Consider the following 24,691-nt stretch of genomic DNA (forward strand, 5'->3'; position numbering starts at 1 on the left):
GGAGAGCGATATGTTAACTGTAATTTTTGGCCGTGAAGGCTGCCCTTATTGTGTGCGTGCTAAAGATGTTGCTGCAAAACTAGCAAATGAACGTGATGATTTTAAATACCGTTATGTTGATATTATTAAAGAAGGCGTGAGTAAAGCCGATTTAGAACAATCAGCAGGTAAGCCTTGCCCAACCGTGCCACAAATCTTTATTGACCAAGCACACATCGGTGGTTTCACTGAGTTTGAAGCTTACGCTAAAGAAAATCTTGGACTTTATCAATAAGTTCTGTATAAAATTTGTTAATCAATTTGATTTACCCACAATCAAATTGATTAAATTATGACCAACATCAACTACATACAAATTAGTTTCAATTTATACAAGCATTTGCCTCGTAAATCCTATACAATGCGCGCCTCTTTAAATTCGTTGAGGCGTATTAATGTCAGAACCAGTCACGTTTGAATCTCTAAATCTTTCTCCTGCAATTTTGAAGGCAGTTGAAGAGTTGGGTTACAAGACACCATCTGAAATCCAAGCTCAATGTATACCGTTATTGCTAGAAAGAAAGGACGTACTGGGACTAGCTCAAACGGGTACAGGTAAAACCGCAGCATTTGCACTGCCATTACTTAATAATATTGACCCGTCTGTGAAGCAGCCGCAGATCCTTGTACTCACACCAACCCGTGAGCTTGCGATCCAAGTAGCTGAGGCATTCGAACAATATGCTAAACATGTTCGTGGTATTGAAGTATTGGCACTTTATGGTGGCCAGAGCTACAGTATCCAATTAAGTGCACTTCGTCGTGGCGCGCAAGTTATTGTCGCTACTCCAGGTCGCTTAATCGATCATATTAACCGTGGCACTATCAAGTTTGACAGCTTACAAGCTCTTGTACTTGATGAAGCCGATGAAATGTTACGTATGGGCTTTATCGATGATGTTGAAAACATCATGGAAAAAACGCCGCGCGAAAAGCAAACATGTCTTTTCTCTGCGACCATGCCTAAGCAAATTCAAAACATCAGCAGCAAATATATGAATAACCCTGAACAGGTTCATATATCTGCGCGTAACTCAACGGTATCATCTGTTGAGCAAGTGTTTTGGAATGCCAGCGTACACAAGAATAAAGCGATTGTTCGCTTTTTAGAAGCTGAACAATATGAAGGCGCGATTGTTTTCGTACGTACACGTAACGATACAGTACAACTTGCTGAGTTATTAGAGCGCGAAGGTTTCTCTGCAGCTCCACTTAACGGTGACATGAACCAGCAAGCACGTGAACGCACAGTAGAACGCTTAAAAAGTGGCATGCTAAACGTTGTTATCGCAACAGACGTTGCAGCACGTGGTCTAGATGTTGACCGTTTAAGCCTTGTTATCAACTACGATATCCCACAAGATTCTGAAGCTTATGTTCACCGTATTGGCCGTACAGGTCGTGCTGGTCGTACTGGTAAAGCGATTCTTTTCGTAAAACATAACGAACGTTATTTACTTAAAAATATCATTCGTCATACGAATTCAGATATTGTGCAAGTTGAACTACCAACTGCAAAAGTTGTTGAAGAAAAACGTATCGAAGCGTTACAAGCTAAATTAGCTATTGCGCTTGAAAATAAAGATATTACTTTCTTTAATGAAGTAGCAGCTAATATGGCGCAAAAGCTTGAACTTGCTCCTGAAGACCTAGCAGGTGCGTTACTGTGTTTAGCACAGCAACAATCACCAATTAAGGTTGAAGAAGTTAAGATCCAACAACGTGAGCGTAGCGAACGTAATGACCGTAACCCACGTGAGCGTAATGATCGTGGTGACCGTGGTCGTCGTAACGAACGCAGCGAACGCCCTGCACGTGACCGTGATGCTAAACCACGTGAACGTAATAGCCGTGATGCAGGCCCTATGGATACTTACCGTATCGAAGTAGGTCGTGAACATGGTGTTCAAGTTAAGAACATTGTTGGCGCTATCGCTAACGAAGCTGACATCTCAAGCAAGTTTATTGGTGATATTCGTTTACACGACAATCACAGTACGGTTCAATTACCGCAAAACATGCCTAAAGATGTACTTGATCATTTCCAAAAAGTGTTTATTTGTAAACGTCCAATGGGCTTAACATTAACACAAGATCAAGGTCCTGCTGAACCACGTGCTGAACGCTCTGAGCGTCCATCAGGTGACAAAAAACGCAGCTTTAACAAAGATGACAGTGCACGCGGTGATAAGCGTAGCGGTCCTCGTAAAGAACGTCGCCCAGTAAGCTTCACAGCTAAATAAGCAACGACTCTTTAATAAAAAAACCTTGCCACGAAAGTGACAAGGTTTTTTTGTGTTTGGAATAAAGTAAATCTTCGTGAGGGGAAGATTTTGTGAAGTCACAATAGTCGTTGATAGCAATTGCATTGAATGAATGAGTATTTGAATTCGCTAAAATAATCATGTTTTTAATAAAATTGGCATAAATAACGCTCTAACATCTATTTTTGCTTCTAAGCGAGCCGCAATCAAATATAAACCAGCAAGTTTACGGTGAATAAATAATGCATCCACTGGTGGTGTATGCCATTGCTGTGCTTGTGCACTAAGTTGCAACCCAGCATCTTTAATATTTGATGCCAGTTGGCTATTTTTAAAATCAAAATCACCATCGTGACGCAGTGGCTCACACGCCATTAAAAATAGCTCTATGACATTATCTTTATAACTGTCACGCAATGTATCTTTAAAATAACCAATCTGAGTGGCCGCATTTAATACCCCATCACGATTATTCTCACTGCCTGCTTTAAATAAAGCTAGATAAGCTTGGCTCAACTGAGGCGAAATCTCGCGGGTTGCCCCAAAATCAAATAAAACGATTTTTTGTGTGGCTGGTTGATAATGAAAATTAGCAAAGTTTGGATCTGTTTGTATCAGTCTAAATTCAAACATTTCTTTAAAAAATAACGCAATAAGTTGCTGTGCCACAAAGCTTTGCTCTGCTTTGGGTAGATCGGTAATTCCCTCTATAGGCTGAGCCTCAATATACTGCATCGTTAATATTTGTTTAGTACTGTGCTCTTTATAGACGTTAGGAACAATAAAGTGTCGGTTATTTGCCAATGCATTTTTATAACGTAATAAATACTGCGCTTCACGATGATAATCAGCTTCCGCTAATAATTGTATTTTAGCCTCTGCGACGAGTGGCTTAATATCAAGATCTTTAGGTAATAAACGAGACAATGTAAGCAGCGATATAACATTATCAACATCACTGACCACACTTTTTGCGATCCCCGGGTATTGAATTTTTACAGCTAATTGCTCGCCGTTTTCATGGTAGGCCAAATGCACTTGACCAATAGAAGCGGCAGCAAATGGCCTAAGCTCAATATGTGAAAAGCGCGATAACCAGTCATCTCCCCACTGCTCTTTTAATACAGTAATGAGTTGTTTGTGTGGCATGGGGTTAGCGTCTGATCGAAGTAATGCAAGTAATTCAGCAAGCTCTGGACTGAGTAGATCCCCAGCATCCATTGACAGTAGCTGTCCTAATTTCATTGCCGCACCGCGTAAGTGTGATAGTTCTGTCGCTAGGTTTTTTATGTTTTTAGGCTGCAGTAATAAGCTTTTATTATCCCAACCCTTTCCTGAAAGAGTACTTTTGGCTCCCTCAAATAACATATTACTCGCGACACTGGTTGCTAATGAGCCTAACTTTGCAAAGCGTGAAAATCGAGATGTAGGAACAGCGCGTTCATTGGCCATACTAAAACCTAGTTAACGAATATATTTACCGGTTTATACGTACCAAGCTGGGTATACGATCGAATTGACAACTGGCTGGATAAAACTAACCACAAAAAAACCTCGCCATTATAATGACGAGGTTTTTACACATAAATATTTAGCCGTGTTTTATTAAGGCGCGCCTGCTGGGTACACGTAACTTGCGTCTAATCCAAGCGGGATACCCAGTGCCCAGTAACCGAGTAAAAATAAGCTCCAGCCAATCATAAAAGCGATTGAATATGGCAGCATCATCGCGATAAGCGTGCCAATGCCCGTGCCTTTGACGTATTTTTGGCAGTACACCACAACTAATGGGAAATACGGCATTAAAGGAGTGATGATGTTTGAACTAGAATCGCCCACGCGATAAGCCGCTTGAGTTAAATCTGGCGAGATACCTAACTGCATTAACATAGGCACAAACACCGGGCCCAGTAGCGCCCACTTTGCTGAACTTGAGCCAACAAACAAGTTTACAAAACCAGTTAAAAAGATGATACCGACAACAGTCACCGCACTTGGTAACTCCATGGCTTTTAACAGCTGCGCGCCTTCAATTGCCAGCAGAGCTCCCAAGTTTGATTTACTAAATGCAGCAATAAACAAGGCACAAAAGAACGCCATTACAATATAATACGCCATGCCGCCCATTGCTTTACTCATGGCATCTATCATATCTTTAGAGCTTTTAAAGGTGCCAACGGTAAAACCATACACTGCACCAGGTATCCAAAACAGTAGGAAAATTAGCGGTACGATAGATTGCATTAAAGGCGAGCGAAAATTAGTTAAAGAGCCATCTTCGCTTCGCATTGCAGAGTCCGCAGGGGCTGACACATAGGCTAATAAAGCAAGACCTGCAATCATCACTGTACTTGCAATAAAAAACGCGCGTTTTTCGTCGCTACGGGCATCTTCAAATGCAGGTAAGTCTTCTTTATTACCATCTAATTCGGTATTTTTTAAACGTGGTTCAATAATTTTATCGGTGATGTACCAGCCTAATAAAATAATGAATAAACTTGAAGCCGAGGTAAACGCCCAGTTATTTAATGGGTTAATCGACATCGCGGGGTTAATAATTTGCGCCGCACTTTGGGTAAAGCTTTGCAGTAGTGGATCAATCCCCGACGGAATAAAGTTTGCACCAAAGCCACCACTGACTCCCGCAAATGCCGCCGCAATACCCGCCAATGGATGGCGCCCTGCTGCATAAAATATAACACCAGCTAACGGAATGACTAACACATAACCTGCATCGGTTGCTGTATGGCTGACGATGGCGACTAAAATAATTGACGGTGTTAAAAGTTTTTTAGGTGTCACCTTTAACATTAACTTAAGGCCAGTATTAATAAAGCCAGAATGTTCAGCAACCCCTACACCCAGCATGGCCACTAACACCACACCTAACGGTGCAAAACCGGTAAAAGTTTTTACCATTGATGATAAAAAGGTCGCTAACGAATCACTCGCCAGCATATTATTAATAATAATAGCTTCACCGGTACGAGGGTCGATAGCGTCAAAAGTAACACCTGAGAACCACCACGACAGTAGCCAAATTAGTAACATGGCAAACAAAAAGATGATTGCCGGATCAGGCAGTTTATTTCCTACCCGCTCAACAAAATTTAAAAATCGCGCAACTATGCCCGAGGGCATTGCCGCATCATTATTATTATTCATTTCACTTGTTCCCTAGAATTTAATCAGTGGTACTTTAGCGTATCTAGGGAATGAGGTAAATTTTAAGTGAACAGAAAATACATTTTTAGGAACTAAATAGTCTCAATGCACAAAAAAACGGCATTGTTGCCGTTTTTTTAAATAACTTTTTATTTAGTCTTTTAAGCGAGTGCTTTTACTTCTTCCCATAATCTTACTACTAGGGCTTTATCTTCTTCGTTAAGCTCACCATTGCGATACGCTTTCACTAAACTTTTTTCAACGGTTTCATTGAGCTCATCTATTTCAAGATTAAGCTCTTCAACTTGCGCATAGCCTACTGCTAAATCAAAATGGCCTCGTAAATAACCACCGGCAAATAACTCATCATCAGTGGCTTTGATCACTAAGTCATCAAAATACTGTTGGGCTGCGTCAATATAATTTACTAAACTCACTTCTACTTCTCCTGATTTTGCAGGGTCTTCTACCAATCAATCTTGATGGCCTACTGCATACATAATATGGTCGTTAAATCCGCAGGTTACACGAATATAACCGCTTAATTCATCATCCAGCTCACTATCGCCTGTATCGCAAATGAGCGGGCGGCCGTTTAAAGCCTGTAATTTAGTTTTGGTAGCCACCACAATAATATTATCCAGCCCTATCGCGCGAATAAGTGCTGGGCTTAACTGTTGATTGCCACGGCCAAAAATATGGCCTTGGCCACCAATTAGCGTGATCACTAATTTAGTGTCGCGCTGATGGGTCATCGCTAATAATTGTTCAGCTGTAAGATCTTGCGCAATTAAGCTTTGATCTGCAACTAAATCAACACCTAATAAGGTATTTTCAAGTCCCATTTCTTGCATAATAGCTGCAACTGTTGAGCCACTGCCCATTACATATAACGTATCTTCATCCATTTCACTGACGACATAGGCGGCGATATCAGCAAGTACCAGCTCGTCGGTTTCTTTACCGCCATTTTTTACGGCTTGTACATAACGTACTTCACTGGGTACTTGCATTTCACCATAACGTTTTGCTTTAACTGTGCCTTGACGAAACGCATCTTCGTCAATATCCATCACATCGGCATCGCCTAAGGTAACTAGTTCACCTTTGACCAGCATTTCGACTACCCGCCCTGCGGCCTTTGGCGTGATTGCATAAACCCCTGAATGAATTTTACAGCCGGCAGGAATGCCAAGTGCCGGTACGCTATCTTCAACCGCATGACAAATATTGCGCGCAGTGCCATCGCCACCAGCAAATAAAATTAAATCAACACCTAGCTGTTGCAATACCTTGGCTGCACGCTCAGTATCATCTGCACTACTGGGGTGCTCGCTTTGATACACAACTTCGGTATTAAAACCAAGATCTGTAGCGGTGCTTTCACCCATTGAGTGATTAACAGTATAAATTGTTATTTTATCTTGATAAGGCAATAACACCTCAAGCGCTGCTTTAGTGCGTAAATTAGCTTTTGGCTCAGCGCCAAGCGCCAGAGCTTTTGCCGCAACACCATCACTACCTTTGAGCGCCACACTGCCACCTAAACCAGCAACTGGGTTTACAATTAGTCCTAACTTAAACTGCATTACTTAACTCCTGAGGATGTTGCCATACAAACAGCCCGGCATTCAATGGCCATGGCGTATTGTAAAATTCGCTTAATGCTTTTAAAAGTGCAGTAGTCCGAGGATTAAAGCCTATTTTTAGTAACTGTAAAAGTTGCTTGTGTACTCGCGCCTGAAAATCAAACCGACAGGTTTGCTCACCATTTAAATTATCAACCGAAACATTAAACTCAAAACCTGTAGCAACACTCAACGCCCACTCGATTGCTTGCGGTTTTACTTCAACGGCTTCAAATTCTGCTTGCTGGGCTTTATCACGGCCATCGGGGCAATACCAATAACCGTAGTCTTCGAGTAAACGACGTTTATCACCCGCCACCAGCCAATGGGCTATTTCGTGCAGTGCACTGGCATAAAAACCATGGGCAAACACAATTTGATGATACGGCGTTTTAACATCAGCGGGAATATAAATAGGCTCATGCTCACCTTTGACCAAGCGTGTATTATGGCTGTGGTAAAAAGTGCGTTCAAAAATAGATGTTAAATCGGCTATTTGATGCATAAAAGTCTGATTAATTCGCCTCGGTAAAATGCAACAAATGCACATTAAAATCGAGGCGAATTGTACGGGCTTTTAGCAAGAATGTAAAAGTTGATAACGACTAAGCAGCCATGCGTTATTGTCTTGCCTTTACTTTGCAAATTTAGCTAAGCCAAAAATATGTATTCGCTGCAATCTAGCTCCTTTTATTTACTGTTCAAGTAATAACCCTTATCCTCTTTACACTTACTATCCGAATTTAAGAATAAAATTATAAACCCATGTTCAAATTACTTTTTATAAAACGACCGAAGCTTTTAGTTGTTACTTTAATTACACTGATAATTATCCCCCTGCCCTCATTTGCAAAAAGTGTCAGCATCAATGTGTTTGCAATCCCTTCCAAGTCAATCATTAACTTAGTTGAGCAAACTAGTGATGCATTAAAAAAAGAAGGGATCATGAGTTTTTATGAAAAAGGTAAGCCAGTGCACGCTACTTTGTATTTAACTGACTTTGTTGAAGGCTCAGAAGAAGACATTAAACGTGCTGTAAAAAGTATCATCGAGCAACATCAAGAGTTTGCTATAACAGCGCAAGGTTTTAGTGTTACGCAAAGTAATTGGGCATTTATTAACTTACAGTATTCGCCTAAGCTGCAAAGGCTATCGGACGAAGTAACACTGGCTCTTGAGCCATTACGTGACACAAACGCAGTCATACCTAGCTGGGTTAAAAGTTACCCCAACAAATTAACGGCCTTTGAGCGCTATGGTAGCCCCAATGTATTTCAAAACTTTCAGCCACATTTAACATTACTTGCGAACGAAAAAAGCCCTAAACTCGGTATTTTAAATAAACAAATGCAAGCCCACCCGCCTAAAGCGCAGGGTAAAATAATCGGCATTGGGATTGGCATTTCAGACCCGTTTGGTCAACAAAAACAAGTGATTGCTGAATACTTTTTTAATAACGATAAAAACTAACTTATTTTTATCGTTATTGTTTTACTAAGTAGCGTTTCAGGAGACGGGTATTGCGGGTATTTGCTTTAAAGTAAGCGTCAAAAATATCACCGACAAGCGGAATTAGGCCACCAAAAAAATCAATCAACATATTTATTACGATACGTAATTTTATACGCTTACTAACTCCTAGACGCTGGGCTTCAAATAGAATATAGCTAGATAAAATTAGCCCAGCTAGATCTCCAATACCAGGCAGAATACCGATCAGTGCCTCTACGCCAAACTTAAACCGAGTAAAAGGAATGCCAATACTGCTGTCGGTAAAGCGACTAAACCTTTCTAGCCGCTTTAATGTATCTTGGTGTGATAGCTTAATCTGTTCCATACATCCTCATAACCTTAGCGCTTGGCAAGTTACTTTAAGTAACATCAACCCCTGCTTCATCGCAAGCAACAATATCTGTTTCTTTTAGCGCTTCGGTGATCCACTGTTGTAATGTAGGGCAACTTAAAACATGCTGACAATAATGCTCCGCCAAAGCTGAAAGTGAAATTTGGTAGGTTTTTAACCTAAGTACTACAGGCGCATACATAGCATCTGCGATACTAAACTCACCAAACAACCACGCATTTGGGTAACTACGTTGTTGCTGGCTGAATATTTCATCAATGCGGCTAATGTCTTTTTTAGCCGCCGCAGATAACTCAATTAGGCGAGTTGCACGAATATTCATTGGCATTTCATTACGCAGCGCCATAAAGCCGGTATGCATTTCAGCGCTTAAACTGCGGGCTGTCGCTCGCTGCGCAGTATCAATAGGCCAAGCTGTATTAGATAAATAAGCATCATTGATGTATTCACAAATTGCCAATGAATCCCATACCTGCAAGTCGCCATCGACTAAGGCGGGTACTTTCTGTACTGCAAAACTGTTTTTAAGCGTTTCATAAAACTCAGGGGTGTCTAATACGAGTTGTTTCTCAGTAAAAATAACATTGAATTTACTCATTAAATACCATGCTCTAAGCGACCATGTCGAATAGTTTTTATTACCGATAAATAATTGCATTTGCGTTCCTTAGTAGTGTTTAATATCCCTAATATAGAGCAGTAGTAAATTAATTACTTACCAATAGTTTTTATACAATACATAAGTAAAATTGATAGATGAGTTAAATATGGATTTAGACGCCCTACGTACTTTTTGCGCTTTTGTTGAAACGGGCAGCTTTACTCGCGCTGCTCAACAAGTATGCCGCACCCAATCGGCAGTGAGCATGCAAATGAAAAAGCTCGAACAAGAGCTGGGTAATCCATTATTTATCAAACAAGGCAGGCAGCTTGTACTATCGTCAAGTGGCGTTCACTTAGCCAGCTACGCAAAACAATTATTAGCACTGCATGATGAAGCCTATAAACAACTTAAAACCGGTGGTGGGCAAACTCGCGTGCGCTTAGCATGTCCTGACGATTATGCAGGCACAGTATTACCTAAAGTTGTGGCTTTATTACATAAACATATACCGCAACTTGATTTACAAATCAGTTGCGCGCCGACCAACCAGCTTAAAACACAGCTAGATCAAGGCTTGCTAGACATGGTGATTGCGACGCGCTCGCCCAGCTCTGAAGAAGGTTATTTTTTAGAATCAAGCAAAGGTGTGTGGGTTAAAAGTGCCGAATTTAACTATCAATCCGCTATGACCCTGCCAGTTGCAATATTTCAACGAGATTGTAAATTTCATCAAGCGGCTATTGAAGGGTTACTAAAGGCTGAACGCCCATTTAACATTGTTGCTTGCTGCGGCTCGCTCAGTGCGCTCACAGCATTAGTAAAAGCCAATCTAGCCGTTGGTGTGATGGCTGAGGTAAGTAACACTCAGGAGCTGGTGACGGTTACTGACTCAACTCTGCCGCCCTTGCCCGTTATTGATATCGTACTATTACACGCAAACCACGCTCATAACCCGATAAAACGAGAGTTAGTAAAGCTAATAGCAGCAGATTATGCACTTACCTTGTGAATCTTGGGTTTTAAAGACTATCGCAGCCTTACTAAGGTGCGTTTTCGCTTTGGCTCAGTAAGATATAAAAGTTGCGTATTATCGTGTGAAGCATTAATTAACATATTACCTTTCTCGTTCGCGATATGGCGTATTTCTGAGTGAGCGCTTTGTAAATCAAGCATATTAAGCTCATAACCATCTTCTTGCTCTAAGGTAATACTCAACGTTTGCTCATCGACCGCCAGACCAATAATATCACTATCATCTGCGTGCCATACTTGAGCAAAATTGCCATCTTGATCGAGTCGAAATACCTGTTTGTTATTTGAAAAATAAATCTGATCGTGTTTGTCTAAAGCCATTGCATAACAAGCCAGCCGCTCTCCTTGGCCAGTGAATGGCGATAAACTTAATGTTTGCATGTCTAATTTTGCTGGGTGAAATGTAACGCCATCGTCAGCGCGATATGAAACCAAGATCGCATCTTCATTATAAAACTTCTCTCTGAGATAAAACGAATGATGATGGTGGGCTATTTCTTGATAATCGCCACTTTTTAAATCAATTCGAAACAGTTTATCTTTGCTTGCGGTGATCACTTCTTCGCCATTTTTTGACCAAACAACCCCAAACAGTTCTTCATTATTAGGGTTTGCAAAAATCAGCGTTTGTTTACCTTGCTCATATAAAAATAGCTGTTTTAAACCAAAACGATGGGATTCAAAGACAAACTTAGTTGAATCAGGTGAGAATACCGGCAAAAAATCAACCGACGAGGTATCGACGAGCTTTTCATACTGCTGAGGTGTTGCACTAGTTGCACGCAAAATATCAACATCAATATTTACAAGCTCCATCAATATCTCCTCACCAGATGGCGTGAATGCAGCATCTCGAATAACTTGATAATTATTAAATTCGATATCAGTTGAGTTGCCCTGACGATCAATAAGTAATAGATTATTTGTGTTGCTTATCAGCAAGTATTCACCACTTGGGTGCCAACTAAGCCCCTGAATACCATCTTCAATAACGGCAATTGTTTTACTACTATTATCCGTTAAATTCAGTATTTCAATACGGTAGTTATTTTGTCCTGCTTCATAACCAAGCGCTAGTTGCGTTTGATCTGGCGACAACGCATGTAACTTTAACCAGTCTTGACCCATTGAGGCTTTGATTACCTGTTTTTGTTTAGTTTCTATATTGACGGTCGAAAGCTGCGTATCATTTTTATGTTTTCGTCGCTCAATAAAATAAACCTGATTGTTATTAGTCCATTGTAATTGCTGGCTGGTAACTAAATATTCTTTAAATTCCAGTACGTTGGCGTAATTTAAACTCGTTAGAGTTACCATGTCTAAATTAAAATACGCTAATTGGCTAACATCATTTTGTTTTTCTATAAAAGCCAATGCGCGATTATCCGGACTCCAGCCTAGACTATAGTAGGTCGATGGGTGCTGGGATAATTGTACCTCTTTACCTGTCATTAATTCTTTTAGCCAGATATGCTGATTATCATTGTCACCGCGAACAAATGCTAAATAATTGCCGTTATTAGATTGCGATTGAGAGGATTCATTGGCTTCATTTGATGTTACAGGCACCAACGCAGAGAAATCAGTTTTAACAACCTGCGTTGCAAATGCGAACCAACCACCAACCAAACATACAATTGTCACGGCGATAAAAGCCAACAACGGCCACTTTACACAGTGAGAACGTGTTTGTTCGTTAAGCTCAAGGCAATAACCCCGTTTCGGGTGGGTAATGATGAATTGTGGATTTTTAGAATCTTCATTTAATGCTTTCCTCAGCAGTGCAATATTGCGTTGCACATTACTTGGGCTAAACACTGAATTAGGCCACACAGCTGCAAAAATTTCTTCCTGGCTAACCACATTGCCCCTATGAGAGTACAAAAATTGGAGCACATCCATAACCTTAGGTTCGACAATTTGTACGCCTTCAGCTGAGGAAATTTTACCACGGCTAACATCGACGTCAAAATTCCCGATTCGAAACCTACCCACTTACAACTCCAATAAATTCATACAAATCATAGATTAAGATTTTCTTAAGATAAACTCAAGGGTTATTACATTGCCGCATTAATTAGTTCAGTTAATGGTTAGGCACCATTTACTAAGTAATAAAAAAGATGCAACGGATATTATCGACATTCATTATTTTTGTGAGCGCGTTTCTACTCTTTCAAATTCAACCTATCTTATCTAAAGAGCTACTACCCGAGTTTGGCGGTGGCGCTTCGGTTTGGTCAACCAGCCTATTTTTTTATCAAAGCATGCTGTTACTCGGCTATTTATATGCTCATTTGTTAAGCCGTTATCAGCTCAAACGACAATTATTTATACACACATTGTTAGTGGCTTTATCGAGCATCATTACTTTTAACACAATTGAAGTCAGTCTATTTTTATCACTAACACCAGCGTGGTCAGTGATTGCTAAATTGTTTTTACAGGTTGGCTTAGTCTTTATGTTACTAAGTGCCACCAGCGTACTATTGCAGCGCTGGTATATTGAATCGACCGCTATGACTGTACCTTATCAATGGTATTCGCTTTCGAATCTGGGTTCACTACTTGCTTTGCTGAGTTACCCATTTATTTTTGAAGTTTTATTTTCAATCGATGAGCAAAAGAGCTATTGGACAGTGGGGTTATTTGCATACTGCATACTGTTATTGTGCCTAATTTATGTATTATTTAGTAATGGCAGTATCGCTGATAAAGCTATTACTAAGTCAAAAACGACTTTGCTCGTCAAACCTAATTGGCTGTGGATTGCGTTCTCAGCAACCAGTTCAATGATGTTGATCGCGACAACTCAGATGATCAGCATCAACATCCCGCCTATGCCTCTGATATGGGCTTTACCATTGGTAATATATTTGCTGACCTTCAGTTATGCGTTTGCATCCGCAAAAAGCTATAATCGCGCCCATTGGACGTACTTATTAATATTTAGCGCATTCGCAGGGCTGATGATGTTTTTCCTTGGCAGCCAATTTAATGCTTTAGCTCAACTGGTGATCTACAGCTTTATTTTATTCATTGTTTGTATGATCTGTCATGGTGAACTTCGAAAACTCGCGCCAGATGGCTCACTGCTTACTGTATTTTATTTATATATCGCTTTAGGAGGAGTGATCGGCAGTTTACTCAGTGCCTTAGTCGCACCGCTACTGTTTGAACAAATAACAGAATTCATTGTGGCGTTAGCTGTAGCGCTTTCATTATTTATATACACGCTACTCACCCAGACGACGAAAACGTCCTCTTGCTATAAAATAGCTTTACTGGCTACGCTGGTTATTTGGGGCACAGGATATAGCTATCTTTTTGTTAATTTTAATCAATACAACTTAGCGTCTGAGAGAAATTTTTACGGTTATGTCACTGTCAAAGACATTACAACGTCTGATCTTGCTGAACGACGCCTAATCGATGGCACAACGATTCATGGCTCACAGCCACTTAATAAACAAACTGAACTCACAAACAGCTATTACCATCACCATACTGGTATCGCTAAATCATTGTCAGCATTAAAAAAGCAACAAGATTTAAATATAGGTATTATTGGTTTAGGTGCTGGAGTTTTAGCAAAGTTTGGCGATAAGTTCGATAAAATCCGCTTTTATGAACTTAACCCTGCGGTTTATAACATGGCCATGAATTATTTTTCATATTTAACAGATAGCCCTGCACGCATTGATGTGGCTATTGGCGATGGCAGAATCACCTTAACTGAAGAGCAAAAAAATAATGCACCGTTAATGAATGCGTTAATTATTGATGCTTTTTCAAGTGATGTTATTCCTACCCATTTACTGACTGAGGAAGCTTTTCAGTTATATTGGCAGCGACTAACAAAAGGCGGCTTATTAATTATCCATATATCCAATAATCATATTGATTTGATGCCAGTGCTCCAAGCTCACAGTAAGCGCTTCGATAAATCTCTGATCAAATTTAACTATAGCGGTACGCAGTTAGGCTCACAATGGGTCGTAATGACGAATAACCAAGCATTTTTAAATTCGATAGCCATGACAGACTTATCACCGATAACACCTTATTCAACAGTACATTTGGCGCAATGGACAGATCAAAAACACAGCCTGATCCCGCTCCTGAAACTTTGATGTCTATCTTAAAATAACCACAACAAAAAAGCGCGATTAACATCGCGCTTTTAAATAATTCTAAATGCTTTTAACTAAACCCTAAACAGAGCCATTTATTGGCCCATGCTCATGATGAACATGCGGGTTTTGACCACGTTGACGTAGTAAATGATCCATTAAAGTAATGGCCATCATCGCCTCGGCAATCGGGATTGCACGAATGCCAACACATGGGTCGTGACGGCCTTTGGTGATCATCTCAACCGATTCATTACTCGTGTTAATACTATTACCGGGGATCGTAATACTTGATGTCGGTTTGAGTGCAATTGACGCGATTATATCTTGCCCTGTAGAGATACCTGCAAGCACCCCACCGGCATGATTTGAGGTAAAGCCATCAGGGGTTAACTCATCACGATGCTCAGAGCCTTTTTGCTCAACCACATCAAAGCCGTCGCCAATTTCAACGCCTTTTACTGCGTTAATACTCATCAGTGAGTGGGCAAGTTCTGCATCAAGGCGGTCAAATACCGGCTCACCTAAACCAACAGGTACATTCTTAGCCACTACTTTTACCTTCGCGCCGACTGAGTCACCTTGTTTTTTAAGGTCGCGCATATAGTCGTCAAGCGCGTCTAACTTGCTTGCATCTGGGAAAAAGAAAAGATTATTTTCAACTTCATCCCAATCGTAATTTTCAGCTTTAATTGGCCCAAGTTGACTCAAACACGCACGTACTTCAATACCATGAAATTGCTTTAGATACTTTTTAGCAATAGCGCCTGCGGCAACACGAATAGCGGTTTCGCGAGCAGATGAACGGCCACCACCGCGATAATCGCGTAGGCCGTATTTATGCCAGTACGTGTAGTCACCATGACCTGGGCGAAATACGTCTTTAATTTTGCCATAATCTTGTGAGCGTTGGTCGGTATTTTCAATTAATAAACCAATACTGGTTCCGGTGGTTTTACCTTCAAAAACACCCGCTAAAATTTTAATTTGATCGCTCTCACGGCGCTGCGTAGTGTAACGGCTTTGCCCTGGCTTACGACGATCTAAATCGATTTGTAAATCTGCCTCAGTGATTTCAAGGCCTGCTGGCGTGCCATCCACAACACCGCCTAAGGCGACGCCGTGGCTTTCGCCAAAGGTGGACACTTTAAATAACTGCCCTATGCTATTACCTGCCATTAACTTTCCTCATTCCTAATGACTACTAAGTACCGAGCCTGAGGCTCGGCTTTGATTTTGTGGTGATCAGTCTGCGAAATATGCAACGAGTTGTTTTTTGCTGATCACAAATACGCCAAATCCACCTTGCTCAAACTCAACCCATTCAAAAGGCGCATTTGGATAAAGGGCATCCATGTGTACCATAGAATTACCAACTTCGACAAATAACAAACCGTTATCAGTTAGATGATCGGCCGCTTCACTCAAAATAGTACGGGTTACATCAAGACCATCATGGCCTGATGCTAAACCAAGCTCTGGCTCATGGTGGAACTCACGCGGTAAATCAGCCATATCTTCGGCGTCTACATACGGAGGGTTTGCCACGATCAGGTCATATTTCTGCCCTGGTACACCGCTGAATACGTCGGATTGAATAGGTAATACACGGTCACTTAACTGATAATCAGTGATATTGATATCAGCAACTTCGAGTGCTTCATAAGAAATATCAACGGCATCAACCTGCGCTTCTGCAAAAGTTTGTGCTAATGCAATCGCGATACAACCAGAACCGGTACATAAATCTAAAATACGATTTACCGATTCAGGCTCAGCTAGCCAAGGTGAAAAGCGATTATGTATTAACTCTGCAAAAGGTGAACGTGGGATCAATACGCGCTCATCGACATAAAATGGCATATTAGCAAACCATGCAATATTAGTCAGATAAGGTACTGGCGTGAAATCATTTATACGTTCTGCAATTAATCCCGCAAGGCGGTTTTTTTCGGTGCTAGTTAACCGGGCATGCATTAATTCTTTTGGTGCATCAATGGGTAAGCTTAACGCGGGCAGTAACAAGTTGACTGCTTCATCCCATGCGTTATCAGTTCCATGACCAAAGAAAATACCACTGCTGGCAAATTGACTCGTGGTCCACCGTAGCCAATCGTGTAACGTTGACAGTTCTGCTACAGCTTCATCTAAGGTTGCTTCTTCTATTAATAATTCGTTCATATTCGTTATCTACCTGCTGCTTTAGAAAATATCAATTCAATCGAGGCGCAATTAAGGCCCCATGATTGCCCTATTGTAACGCTTTTTTACACAGTTTTTACTCTGTTTTCACTCGATTTCTAGCGTTTTTTTGTTTAGACTGCCGCTATGAAAAAAGATCCTCTCTCAAACGCAGATATTAGCCCTGACGACATCGATATGTTTCGTCAAAGTATTAATGGTGCCCGTGTATTTAAACAAGACACGCATCGCTTTGCTAACAAACCTAAAATCTCACAAGCTAAGCTGTTTGCCCAGCAAAAAAAGCAACATCAGGCAGAATTTTTCTTTTCTGATGAATATGTGCCAGATATTGATACCAACGGAACGGTTAATTATGTGCAAGACGGTCAAGATCGTTTTTTAGCAAAGCAGTTACGCCGAGGTGACTTTGTACCTGATTTAACCCTTGATTTACATGGTTTAAATAAGGAGTTGGCAAAAGATGAACTCGCAGGACTGATCCATGAGTGCAAAAAGAAGCATTACTACTGTGCGTGTGTAGTACATGGTATTGGTGGACATATACTCAGACACAAAGTGCCGCAATATTTAGTACAGCATCCAGATGTCATAGCAATACACCAAGCGCCACTTGAATACGGTGGTAAAGGTGCGGTACTTATTTTAATAAACTTACCACAAAGTGATGAATTTAGACGCTAAGCGTTAACGTTATCCCTATTTCAAGGCAACAGTGCAGTGCATATTTTCTCTATCATCTTTCCGCTGATTTTCATTGTTGCGCTTGGTTTTAGTTGTTGTAAATTAAAGTTTTTTGAACAGCAACACATTGCAGGGCTAAGTAAGTTTACTTTTTACATTAGCCTGCCGGCATTTTTATTTTTAAATATGTCGCAAATCGATTTACAGCAAAGTATTAGTTTATCGGCCTTTCTGAGTTTTTATATTCCTGTACTGAGCGTATTTGCCTTAGGTATTTTGGTTGACCGCTTTTATTTAGCTAAGCAAAAAAATTATCAACAACACAGTGTATTTGGCTTAGCGTCGAGTTACTCAAACATGGTGTTGGTGGGCATTCCTATCATCATCGCATCCCTTGGCAAAGAAATGATCGCCATCGCTTTTATGATCATTACCTTTCATAGCACATTGCTGTTTGCACTTACCTATTTAATCGGCGCAAAGGGCAGCGAACACGCATTTTCATGGTCAAGTTTTGCTAAGAGCATGGTACTGAATCCGATTGTATTGAGCATCGGCTGCGGGCTAATATTAAATGTCAGCGGCATTGTTTTGTTTGATAATCTAGCAAAGAGTTTAGAGCTTTTAGCGACCCCCGCCATTGCCTGCGCGTTATTTGTATTAGGCGCCAACTTAGCGTTTTACAAAATTGCAGCTAACTGGCAACCCGCATTAATCGCCTCGTTAATGAAGATTTTTTTACTTCCTGCTGGGGTATTTTTAATCGGTGCATACGCATTTGAATTAGATAGAGAGATTTTGAACGTGTTAGTGCTATTAAGCGCTTCTCCTGTTGGTGTAAATGCTTACCTTATTGCCAGTCAAATAGGTCAACATCAGGTGACATTAGCCGGTGCAGTTGTACTGTCAACGGTTTTAAGTGTGATTAGCTTTAGTTTTTGGTTATCGGTATTGCTTTAACCTTTACAAACCGCCAGCTACATCAACAAAGCTACCTGTGGTAAACGATGCCTGCTCAGAGGCTAAAAAGTAAATTGCAGCGGCAACTTCCTCAGGTTGTCCACCTCGACCCAATGGCAGCTTGTCTTTAAGACGCTCCACCCGATTTACTTCACCACCATCGCGGTGCATATCGGTGTAAATTAATCCTGGGCGCACTGAGTTAACACGAATACCTAACTTGGCTACTTCTTTGGCTAAACCAATGGTTAACGTGTCCATTGCTCCTTTAGATGCGGCATAATCAATATATTCATTTGGTGAACCGGTTTTAGCCGCTGCCGATGATACATTAACTATACTGCCGCCACTGGGCATTCGCTTAATCGCTTCACGGGCACATAAAAAAGCGCTTGTTACATTGGTGGTTAGCACTTCATTTATACGCGAGGCTCCCATCTCAAGTAATGGCATTTGCGGTTTCAAAATACCTGCATTATTTATAAGCACATCTAATTTGCCAAATAACTCATCTACTTTTGTAAACAGGGTCAGCACTTGCGTTTCATCAGACACATCGGCTTGCACTATTTCGGCTTTTACACCAAAGCCGCGTGCTTGCTCTGCTATTTTTTCTGCGCTGTGTTGATTCGTTTTATAATTAATACAAACATCATAACCGTGACTAGCAAAATAAATTGCGGTTGCAGCACCAATTCCTCGGCTTGCTCCGGTTATAAGTACTACTGGGTTAGAGTTCATTGTCTGTCCTTGTTTTTGCTTATTTAAAAAACTGGCCACTAAGTGATGAATTTAGACGCTAAGGGTTAACGTCATCTTTATTTCAAAACAATCGTTTAAATTTTTCATCGGCGCACCAGCATTTTATAAAATTGTAGCAAACTCGCAACCGGCCTTAATAGCCTCGCTGTTAAAGATATTTTATGTTGCGATCCCCGCTTCAGGGAATATATTGAGCAAATTCTTTATAGCCATCACACCAATACTATTTAATTAGTGTTCAAATATACCTTCTTATAAACAAAGACTTAGCTTCACCCAAGAACGAGATAGAATCGTTTCAAGTTATTTATGAAAGAAACTCTTCTAGCTTAAATAGATCATGTATTAAATCAAAATGGTATTAAGTTGAGGTAAACATCGCGCGTACATTACTGACAACAAGCGTGAGGTATTCAAAGGAGTAATTTAGACACTGCCAGTGTAATTCAACTCAACAAAAAGGTTCAAATGGACTGTGGAAATACTCACCTGACAGCAAAGTAAAATGTATCTTTATTTACTTCTTTAAAATCGTCAAACCGACTAGCTTTGTATTCATCACCTAATCTACTTTTATCTCCAAAAATTAAACCTTGATAACCGTTCATCACAGAACTTCCCCATTGCAAAGTGAAAATTTCATTAGTTCTATTATGATAAATATCCGTAATGCCGATTGCTTTCATTGCCGATAATAATTCGAGTACATCTTCTCTTTTCACTATAGTAGAAGGGATGAAATTGTTCGTAATGGTGTCCCAATTTTCGTATGCATTTTTTTCAGATTGTATATAGTAACTTTCATAAAACCCGCCTTCAGGAGCTATACCATACGTTTTCTTCTTATCATTTATTATAATATTATTAACGATGAAAATTTCTTCTTTAAGATAACTTAAGGTTACCAAGTTTAAATTTTCTAACTGTTGAGCTAAAGCTTTGGACTTATTCAGCGTAGAAGCTGATGTAATAAACTCTTCATTATAATTATCACTACAAGCGACTAAAGAAAACGTTAAAACAATAAGTAATAAGCACTTTCGATTTAAAAGAAACAACCCCATGAATTAATCCCCAAAGCAAGCGTAAATTTTAAGTTAAATTACTCATCCCCATTATGCAATCGAAAAGTATCAGCAATGTCTTTACAATACATGCACTGACGGACCTTGCCAATTGGTGAAGATAGCTATATCACCATTTTTTAGTATTGCTTCATTATGATGCTCAAAGCAAAATAAAAAAGAGGTAGTAGCTTTACCTCTTTTAATACAAAGGCTGCAAATTCATCGCATTAATTTGGATATATTAAGTCCTTAAATGCTTGGGGGTTACTTGATTGCAGCAACAACTGAAATCTCAACTAACAAAGCATCGCGGGCCATTTTAGCTTCTACGCAGGCACGTGCAGGCGCATGACCTGCTGGTACCCACGCATCCCAAACCGCATTCATATCGGCAAAGTAATCCATGCTTTTTACATAAATAGTGGCGCTGAGCATATGCTCTTTTGAACTTCCCGCCTCATTTAAAAGTAACTCAACTTTATCAAGCATGGTTTGCGTTTGTTCGGTGATGCCCTGCTCTGCGTCAGCACATACTTGGCCACATAAGTACACCGTACCATTGTGCTTAACGATACGACTCATGCGAGTTGCGGTTTGAATACGTTCAATTGTCATAAAATTGTCTTTGCTAAATTAGTGTGTCGCTAATTTAGCAAATTTGGTTCTGAACACAAGGTTACATACCCAAGTCACCTCAAGATTCGAGTTTCAGTTGGGCATTTCACTGGCACTTACTCTCATCGTTGTTACTTCTTGAAAGGGACTGCCATTGTTGCAAAGTAACGCCTTGATATTAACCCCCTGTGAAACGCTGAATTCTGTATCTTGAGGTGGTTTGGGTATGAGGTTAAATTTCGACATTGCTGGGAGCGTGAATACTTAAATATTGGCTTTTATGGCGACTTTCATCGTAACTCAATACGGCAACCGCTCCAGTGTTAAATATCGGCATATTCCCAGCACTCAATTGGTCAACTAAATAACTAACTATTGGCATGTGAGCTACGACCAACCAGGTATCGCATTGTGGATGCATCGCGATGAGAGTTTCTAGATAATCGGCGGCAATTTGTGGATTGCCTTCAGGGATTATATCGCTGCAAGTTTCTTCGAATAAAAAAGCATTATGCTTTTTTACTCCTTCAGCTGTTTGCTGAGCACGAATGTAAGGGCTTACTAACAATGCCGTTGGGGTATGCGTTGCTTGCAACCATAAACCCATTTTTTCGGCCTGTTGTTGGCCAACCGAGGTCAAATTTCTACTTGCATCGTCAGCTTGCATCGGTGTTGCTTCGCCGTGGCGCATTATTAAGATTGTTTTCATAAAAAATCAACCGATTAAAGAATATAAAACAGTAGCCAGTTTGCCTGTTTGTCCGCTATATTAAAACAACGTCACACATTTCGCTTATGATATTCAGGTAAAAATCGCCAAGCAATTTAATCGCAGCCCTGAAGTTATCATTGTTGTTAACGAGTAAACTTAACGTTTCAGGAGCATCATTTGAATATCAGCCGCAATGATAACAGAACATACCGTGCCCTCACACTGGACAATGGTCTAAAAGTCCTGTTAGTGCAAGATAAAGATTCAACTAAAGCCGCTGCATCGATGGCCGTGAATGCTGGTCACTTTGACGATCCTGTTGATAGACAAGGGCTCGCGCACTTTTTAGAGCATATGCTTTTTTTAGGCACAGACCAATTTCCGGAATCCGGCGGGTTTGGTAATTTTGTTTCCCAATCCGGTGGCAACACCAACGCATGGACCGGCACCGAGCACACTTGTTATTTCTTCGATATTAACAATCAAGAGTTTGCACAAGCACTGAGCCAATTTAGCCGGTTTTTTATTGCACCTTCTCTCAACCCTGGCGAAACTGAAAAAGAACGTAATGCCATTGATGCAGAATTTAAATTAAAAATAAAAGACGATGGCCGACGCATCTATCAAGCACACAAAGAAACCGTTAATCCTGCTCATCCATTTGCTAAATTTTCAGTGGGTAATCAGCAAACCTTAGCGGATCGTAATGGCTGTGTAAGCAAAGAATTGCGAGATTTTTTTAACACCCATTATCAAGCCCAGTGGATGAGCTTAGTGGTCTGCTCTGATGCAGAAATTGACACTATGGTGCAATGGGTAACTACATTATTTAATGATATTAAAGGTCAGCAGCAACAAAAACCAGTCATTGAGGCATCACTTTATCGCGCGCAAGATCTTTGCAAAGTACTGCATATAGAACCGCATAAGCATATGCAAAAACTCATAGTAAGTTTTGCGATGCCTAATATTGATGATTTTTATCGCCATAAAACCGTTAGTTTTATTGCGCATTTATTAGGGTATGAAGGGCAAGGGTCGCTTTACTCTATTTTAAAAGCGCAAGGTTGGATCAATGCCCTCTCTGCTGGAGGTGGCATTAACGGTAGCAACTTTAAAGATTTTAATATCAGCATGGCACTGACCGATGAAGGAATTGAATACTATGAAGACATCGTTGAAATGGTGTTTGAATATATTTGTTTAATTAATCAAAACATCGATAAATTACCGCGCTTATATCAAGATAAAAAAAATCTATTACAAATCGCCTTTGATAACCAAGAAAAAGCCCGCTTAATCGATTGGGTCAGTAATTTAAGCATCAACATGCAACACTACGATGAAGCCAATTATGTGCAAGGTGACTATCTCATGGATGGTTTTAATCAAACGGCTCATGAAACTGCAATGCAATGGTTAACGCCGCATAATATGCGCTTGGTGTTGATCCATCCTGATGTTGAACCTGAGCATACCACTCAGTGGTATCACACACCCTATCGGATCGAAAGTATTTCGAGCTGCTGGCTTGAAGCATTATGTGAGATTAATACCCCATTACCTGAAATGCTGCTGCCTACTGCCAACCCTTATTTGACTAAGGAAGTGTCGCTGTACGATGTTGAGCAACCGCAGTCAAAGCCACAACTATTAGTAAAAGAACCTGGCTTTGATTTTTGGTTTAAACAAGACAACACTTTTCGAGTTGCCAAGGGGCACTTTTATTTGGCGATGGATTCTGACTTTGCTGTTAAAGATATCAAACACATGGCACTTACTCGTCTATTTGCAGACTTATTTATGGATAGTGTTGCAGAACAATTTTACCCGGCAGAGTTAGCTGGTTTAAGTTATCACTTAACCTCACATCAAGGTGGTTTAACCCTGCACACTGCGGGACTCTCATCGAGCCAATTAGAATTAGTTGATGAATTACTCCAAGCGTTATTTAACGTCGATATTTGCGCTAAACGTTTTGCCGAGTATAAAAAACAGTTAGTCCGTCATTGGCGTAACAGCAATCAAAATAAACCCGTTGGTGAATTATTTAGCGTGCTGGGTGCAAAAATAATGCCGTGGAATCCAGAACCAGAGCAGCTTGCTGTGGCACTTAAAGATACCAGCTTTCATCAGTTTAATTGTTTTCGCCGCGAGTTTTTTAATGCCTTGCATGTAGAGTCATTTTTGCACGGTAATTGGCGAGAAAGTGATGCAATTGAGTTTCAAAAAAAGATTGCTCACCACTTAGCTAAATCAGCAACGATTGAAGATCTAACCCGTCCGTTATTTGAAATAGACAAAATAACCCGCTCGCAACTGACCCTAAATTGTAGCGATCATGCGATGGTTATTTATTACCAAGCACAAACCGATGACGTTGTTGAAAAAGTAAAAATGATGGCGCTAAACCATCTCATTAATCAAGATTACTTTAATGAACTTCGTACCAAACAACAGTTAGGCTACCTAGTGGGCGCAGGTTATGCGCCCTTTAATACTCGTGCGGGCATCGCCTTCTACGTGCAGTCACCTAACTACAGTGCAACCGCGATTTTTGAGCGTCATAATGCGTTTCTTGAGCAATTCCTTGCTTCATTAGAGCAATTAAATGAAGAGCAATGGCAGCAACAAAAACATGGCTTAACCACCCACATCGCCGAAAAAGATAAAAACCTCCGGCTGCGTTCACAACGCTTGTGGCTTGCCATTGGTAATCAAGATCATCACTTTCATATGCAACAAAAATTGTTAGAAGCATTGGAAAACCTTAGTCTTGCACAGATAGTTACTTATATTCGCGAGACATTTGCAGAACATAGACCAAGATATGAGCTACTAAGCGTACCTAAAATAAACAAAACGACAAAAAAGCTGATTTCTTCTCATTCTCTTTGACACAACACCGTGCTTCAATTAGATTATCAAGTGCAAAATACAGAAGTGCCCTATGATAATAA

General features: G+C 40.4%; 22 protein-coding genes. 8 read left to right on the forward strand and 14 right to left on the reverse strand.

The window, feature by feature from the left end:
* Positions 1-10: 10 nt before the first annotated feature.
* Together H5180_RS12825 and H5180_RS12830 are read left to right on the forward strand one after the other, a co-directional pair.
* Complete coding sequence (locus H5180_RS12825) at positions 11-274, forward strand: GrxA family glutaredoxin (protein ID WP_145240412.1); 264 nt, start codon at positions 11-13, stop codon at positions 272-274.
* Between the two features lie 160 nt (positions 275-434).
* Complete coding sequence (locus tag H5180_RS12830) at positions 435-2,282, forward strand: DEAD/DEAH box helicase (RefSeq protein WP_145240410.1); 1,848 nt, start codon at positions 435-437, stop codon at positions 2,280-2,282.
* A 159-nt stretch (positions 2,283-2,441) separates the two neighbouring features.
* Here H5180_RS12830 and H5180_RS12835 read toward each other — a convergent pair whose 3' ends face one another.
* From H5180_RS12835 to H5180_RS12855, 5 genes are all read right to left on the reverse strand, one after another.
* On the reverse strand, positions 2,442-3,755 hold the full coding sequence (locus tag H5180_RS12835; protein WP_182758341.1) for an AarF/ABC1/UbiB kinase family protein: 1,314 nt from the start codon (positions 3,753-3,755) through the stop codon (positions 2,442-2,444).
* 153 nt (positions 3,756-3,908) lie between these two features.
* Entirely contained in the window at positions 3,909-5,468 is a 1,560-nt protein-coding gene (locus tag H5180_RS12840; RefSeq protein ID WP_182758342.1) for an AbgT family transporter, read from the reverse strand.
* 161 nt (positions 5,469-5,629) lie between these two features.
* The gene (locus H5180_RS12845; protein ID WP_145240403.1) at positions 5,630-5,905 is read right to left on the reverse strand and encodes a YfcL family protein; all 276 of its coding nucleotides are present in this window, start codon (positions 5,903-5,905) and stop codon (positions 5,630-5,632) included.
* 36 nt (positions 5,906-5,941) lie between these two features.
* Positions 5,942-7,057: an ATP-NAD kinase family protein gene (locus tag H5180_RS12850; RefSeq protein ID WP_149983017.1), complete on the reverse strand. Its 1,116-nt coding sequence runs from the start codon at positions 7,055-7,057 to the stop codon at positions 5,942-5,944.
* Positions 7,047-7,601, reverse strand: a complete 555-nt coding sequence (locus H5180_RS12855; protein WP_145240399.1) for an elongation factor P hydroxylase — start codon at positions 7,599-7,601, stop codon at positions 7,047-7,049. The genes H5180_RS12850 and H5180_RS12855 overlap by 11 nt, the downstream gene beginning before the upstream one ends.
* A gap of 365 nt (positions 7,602-7,966) precedes the next feature.
* On the opposite strand from H5180_RS12855, the gene H5180_RS12860 reads away from it, so the two are divergent.
* Positions 7,967-8,566, forward strand: coding sequence for a 2'-5' RNA ligase family protein (locus H5180_RS12860; RefSeq protein WP_261375610.1), 600 nt, complete (start codon positions 7,967-7,969; stop codon positions 8,564-8,566).
* A 13-nt stretch (positions 8,567-8,579) separates the two neighbouring features.
* Here the strand turns inward: H5180_RS12860 and H5180_RS12865 are convergent, their stop codons facing one another.
* Both H5180_RS12865 and H5180_RS12870 read right to left on the reverse strand, forming a co-directional pair.
* The gene (locus H5180_RS12865) at positions 8,580-8,933 is read right to left on the reverse strand and encodes a DUF4112 domain-containing protein (RefSeq protein ID WP_145240395.1); all 354 of its coding nucleotides are present in this window, start codon (positions 8,931-8,933) and stop codon (positions 8,580-8,582) included.
* A 34-nt stretch (positions 8,934-8,967) separates the two neighbouring features.
* Positions 8,968-9,618, reverse strand: a complete 651-nt coding sequence (locus H5180_RS12870; RefSeq protein ID WP_145240393.1) for a glutathione S-transferase family protein — start codon at positions 9,616-9,618, stop codon at positions 8,968-8,970.
* A gap of 109 nt (positions 9,619-9,727) precedes the next feature.
* On the opposite strand from H5180_RS12870, the gene H5180_RS12875 reads away from it, so the two are divergent.
* Complete coding sequence (locus H5180_RS12875) at positions 9,728-10,573, forward strand: LysR family transcriptional regulator (RefSeq protein ID WP_145240391.1); 846 nt, start codon at positions 9,728-9,730, stop codon at positions 10,571-10,573.
* A gap of 17 nt (positions 10,574-10,590) precedes the next feature.
* Here H5180_RS12875 and H5180_RS12880 read toward each other — a convergent pair whose 3' ends face one another.
* A complete protein-coding gene (locus H5180_RS12880) occupies positions 10,591-12,591 on the reverse strand; it encodes a winged helix-turn-helix domain-containing protein (protein ID WP_145240389.1) in 2,001 nt (666 codons plus the stop codon).
* Positions 12,592-12,719: 128 nt separating this feature from the next.
* Here H5180_RS12880 and H5180_RS12885 point away from each other — a divergent pair, with 128 nt between their 5' ends.
* Complete coding sequence (locus H5180_RS12885; RefSeq protein ID WP_182758343.1) at positions 12,720-14,729, forward strand: fused MFS/spermidine synthase; 2,010 nt, start codon at positions 12,720-12,722, stop codon at positions 14,727-14,729.
* Between the two features lie 81 nt (positions 14,730-14,810).
* On the opposite strand, the gene aroC is transcribed toward H5180_RS12885, so the two are convergent.
* Positions 14,811-15,908, reverse strand: a complete 1,098-nt coding sequence (gene aroC, locus H5180_RS12890) for a chorismate synthase (RefSeq protein ID WP_145240385.1) — start codon at positions 15,906-15,908, stop codon at positions 14,811-14,813.
* Between the two features lie 66 nt (positions 15,909-15,974).
* Positions 15,975-16,910: a 50S ribosomal protein L3 N(5)-glutamine methyltransferase gene (gene prmB, locus H5180_RS12895; protein WP_182758344.1), complete on the reverse strand. Its 936-nt coding sequence runs from the start codon at positions 16,908-16,910 to the stop codon at positions 15,975-15,977.
* 147 nt (positions 16,911-17,057) lie between these two features.
* On the opposite strand from prmB, the gene smrB reads away from it, so the two are divergent.
* The gene (gene smrB, locus H5180_RS12900) at positions 17,058-17,615 is read left to right on the forward strand and encodes an endonuclease SmrB (RefSeq protein WP_145240381.1); all 558 of its coding nucleotides are present in this window, start codon (positions 17,058-17,060) and stop codon (positions 17,613-17,615) included.
* Between the two features lie 36 nt (positions 17,616-17,651).
* A complete protein-coding gene (locus H5180_RS12905) occupies positions 17,652-18,575 on the forward strand; it encodes an AEC family transporter (protein ID WP_145240379.1) in 924 nt (307 codons plus the stop codon).
* 3 nt (positions 18,576-18,578) lie between these two features.
* On the opposite strand, the gene H5180_RS12910 is transcribed toward H5180_RS12905, so the two are convergent.
* The 4 genes from H5180_RS12910 to sixA form a co-directional block, all read right to left on the reverse strand.
* A complete protein-coding gene (locus tag H5180_RS12910) occupies positions 18,579-19,316 on the reverse strand; it encodes an SDR family oxidoreductase (protein WP_182758345.1) in 738 nt (245 codons plus the stop codon).
* A 506-nt stretch (positions 19,317-19,822) separates the two neighbouring features.
* Positions 19,823-20,401 carry a hypothetical protein gene (locus tag H5180_RS12915; protein ID WP_145240375.1) on the reverse strand — a complete coding sequence of 193 codons (579 nt, stop codon included), beginning with the start codon at positions 20,399-20,401 and terminating at the stop codon, positions 19,823-19,825.
* Between the two features lie 267 nt (positions 20,402-20,668).
* A complete protein-coding gene (locus tag H5180_RS12920; protein WP_149983028.1) occupies positions 20,669-21,019 on the reverse strand; it encodes a RidA family protein in 351 nt (116 codons plus the stop codon).
* Positions 21,020-21,251: 232 nt separating this feature from the next.
* Entirely contained in the window at positions 21,252-21,728 is a 477-nt protein-coding gene (sixA, locus tag H5180_RS12925; RefSeq protein WP_182731360.1) for a phosphohistidine phosphatase SixA, read from the reverse strand.
* A 180-nt stretch (positions 21,729-21,908) separates the two neighbouring features.
* Here sixA and H5180_RS12930 point away from each other — a divergent pair, with 180 nt between their 5' ends.
* Positions 21,909-24,629: an insulinase family protein gene (locus H5180_RS12930; RefSeq protein ID WP_182758346.1), complete on the forward strand. Its 2,721-nt coding sequence runs from the start codon at positions 21,909-21,911 to the stop codon at positions 24,627-24,629.
* Positions 24,630-24,691: the final 62 nt, after the last annotated feature.

This window comes from Pseudoalteromonas sp. SR41-4 (genome assembly GCF_014163985.1).
GTDB lineage: Bacteria > Pseudomonadota > Gammaproteobacteria > Enterobacterales > Alteromonadaceae > Pseudoalteromonas > Pseudoalteromonas rhizosphaerae.

Excerpts from the sequence above, each read along its gene's own strand:
- H5180_RS12825 (WP_145240412.1), top strand. The coding sequence starts at position 11 with ATGTTAACTGTAATTTTTGGCCGTGAAGGCTGCCCTTATTGTGTGCGT.
- H5180_RS12830 (WP_145240410.1), top strand. The coding sequence starts at position 435 with ATGTCAGAACCAGTCACGTTTGAATCTCTAAATCTTTCTCCTGCAATT.
- H5180_RS12835 (WP_182758341.1), bottom strand. The coding sequence starts at position 3,755 with ATGGCCAATGAACGCGCTGTTCCTACATCTCGATTTTCACGCTTTGCA.
- H5180_RS12840 (WP_182758342.1), bottom strand. The coding sequence starts at position 5,468 with ATGAATAATAATAATGATGCGGCAATGCCCTCGGGCATAGTTGCGCGA.
- H5180_RS12850 (WP_149983017.1), bottom strand. The coding sequence starts at position 7,057 with ATGCAGTTTAAGTTAGGACTAATTGTAAACCCAGTTGCTGGTTTAGGT.
- H5180_RS12855 (WP_145240399.1), bottom strand. The coding sequence starts at position 7,601 with ATGCATCAAATAGCCGATTTAACATCTATTTTTGAACGCACTTTTTAC.
- H5180_RS12865 (WP_145240395.1), bottom strand. The coding sequence starts at position 8,933 with ATGGAACAGATTAAGCTATCACACCAAGATACATTAAAGCGGCTAGAA.
- H5180_RS12870 (WP_145240393.1), bottom strand. The coding sequence starts at position 9,618 with ATGCAATTATTTATCGGTAATAAAAACTATTCGACATGGTCGCTTAGA.
- H5180_RS12875 (WP_145240391.1), top strand. The coding sequence starts at position 9,728 with ATGGATTTAGACGCCCTACGTACTTTTTGCGCTTTTGTTGAAACGGGC.
- H5180_RS12885 (WP_182758343.1), top strand. The coding sequence starts at position 12,720 with ATGCAACGGATATTATCGACATTCATTATTTTTGTGAGCGCGTTTCTA.
- aroC (WP_145240385.1), bottom strand. The coding sequence starts at position 15,908 with ATGGCAGGTAATAGCATAGGGCAGTTATTTAAAGTGTCCACCTTTGGC.
- prmB (WP_182758344.1), bottom strand. The coding sequence starts at position 16,910 with ATGAACGAATTATTAATAGAAGAAGCAACCTTAGATGAAGCTGTAGCA.
- smrB (WP_145240381.1), top strand. The coding sequence starts at position 17,058 with ATGAAAAAAGATCCTCTCTCAAACGCAGATATTAGCCCTGACGACATC.
- H5180_RS12910 (WP_182758345.1), bottom strand. The coding sequence starts at position 19,316 with ATGAACTCTAACCCAGTAGTACTTATAACCGGAGCAAGCCGAGGAATT.
- H5180_RS12915 (WP_145240375.1), bottom strand. The coding sequence starts at position 20,401 with ATGGGGTTGTTTCTTTTAAATCGAAAGTGCTTATTACTTATTGTTTTA.
- H5180_RS12920 (WP_149983028.1), bottom strand. The coding sequence starts at position 21,019 with ATGACAATTGAACGTATTCAAACCGCAACTCGCATGAGTCGTATCGTT.
- sixA (WP_182731360.1), bottom strand. The coding sequence starts at position 21,728 with ATGAAAACAATCTTAATAATGCGCCACGGCGAAGCAACACCGATGCAA.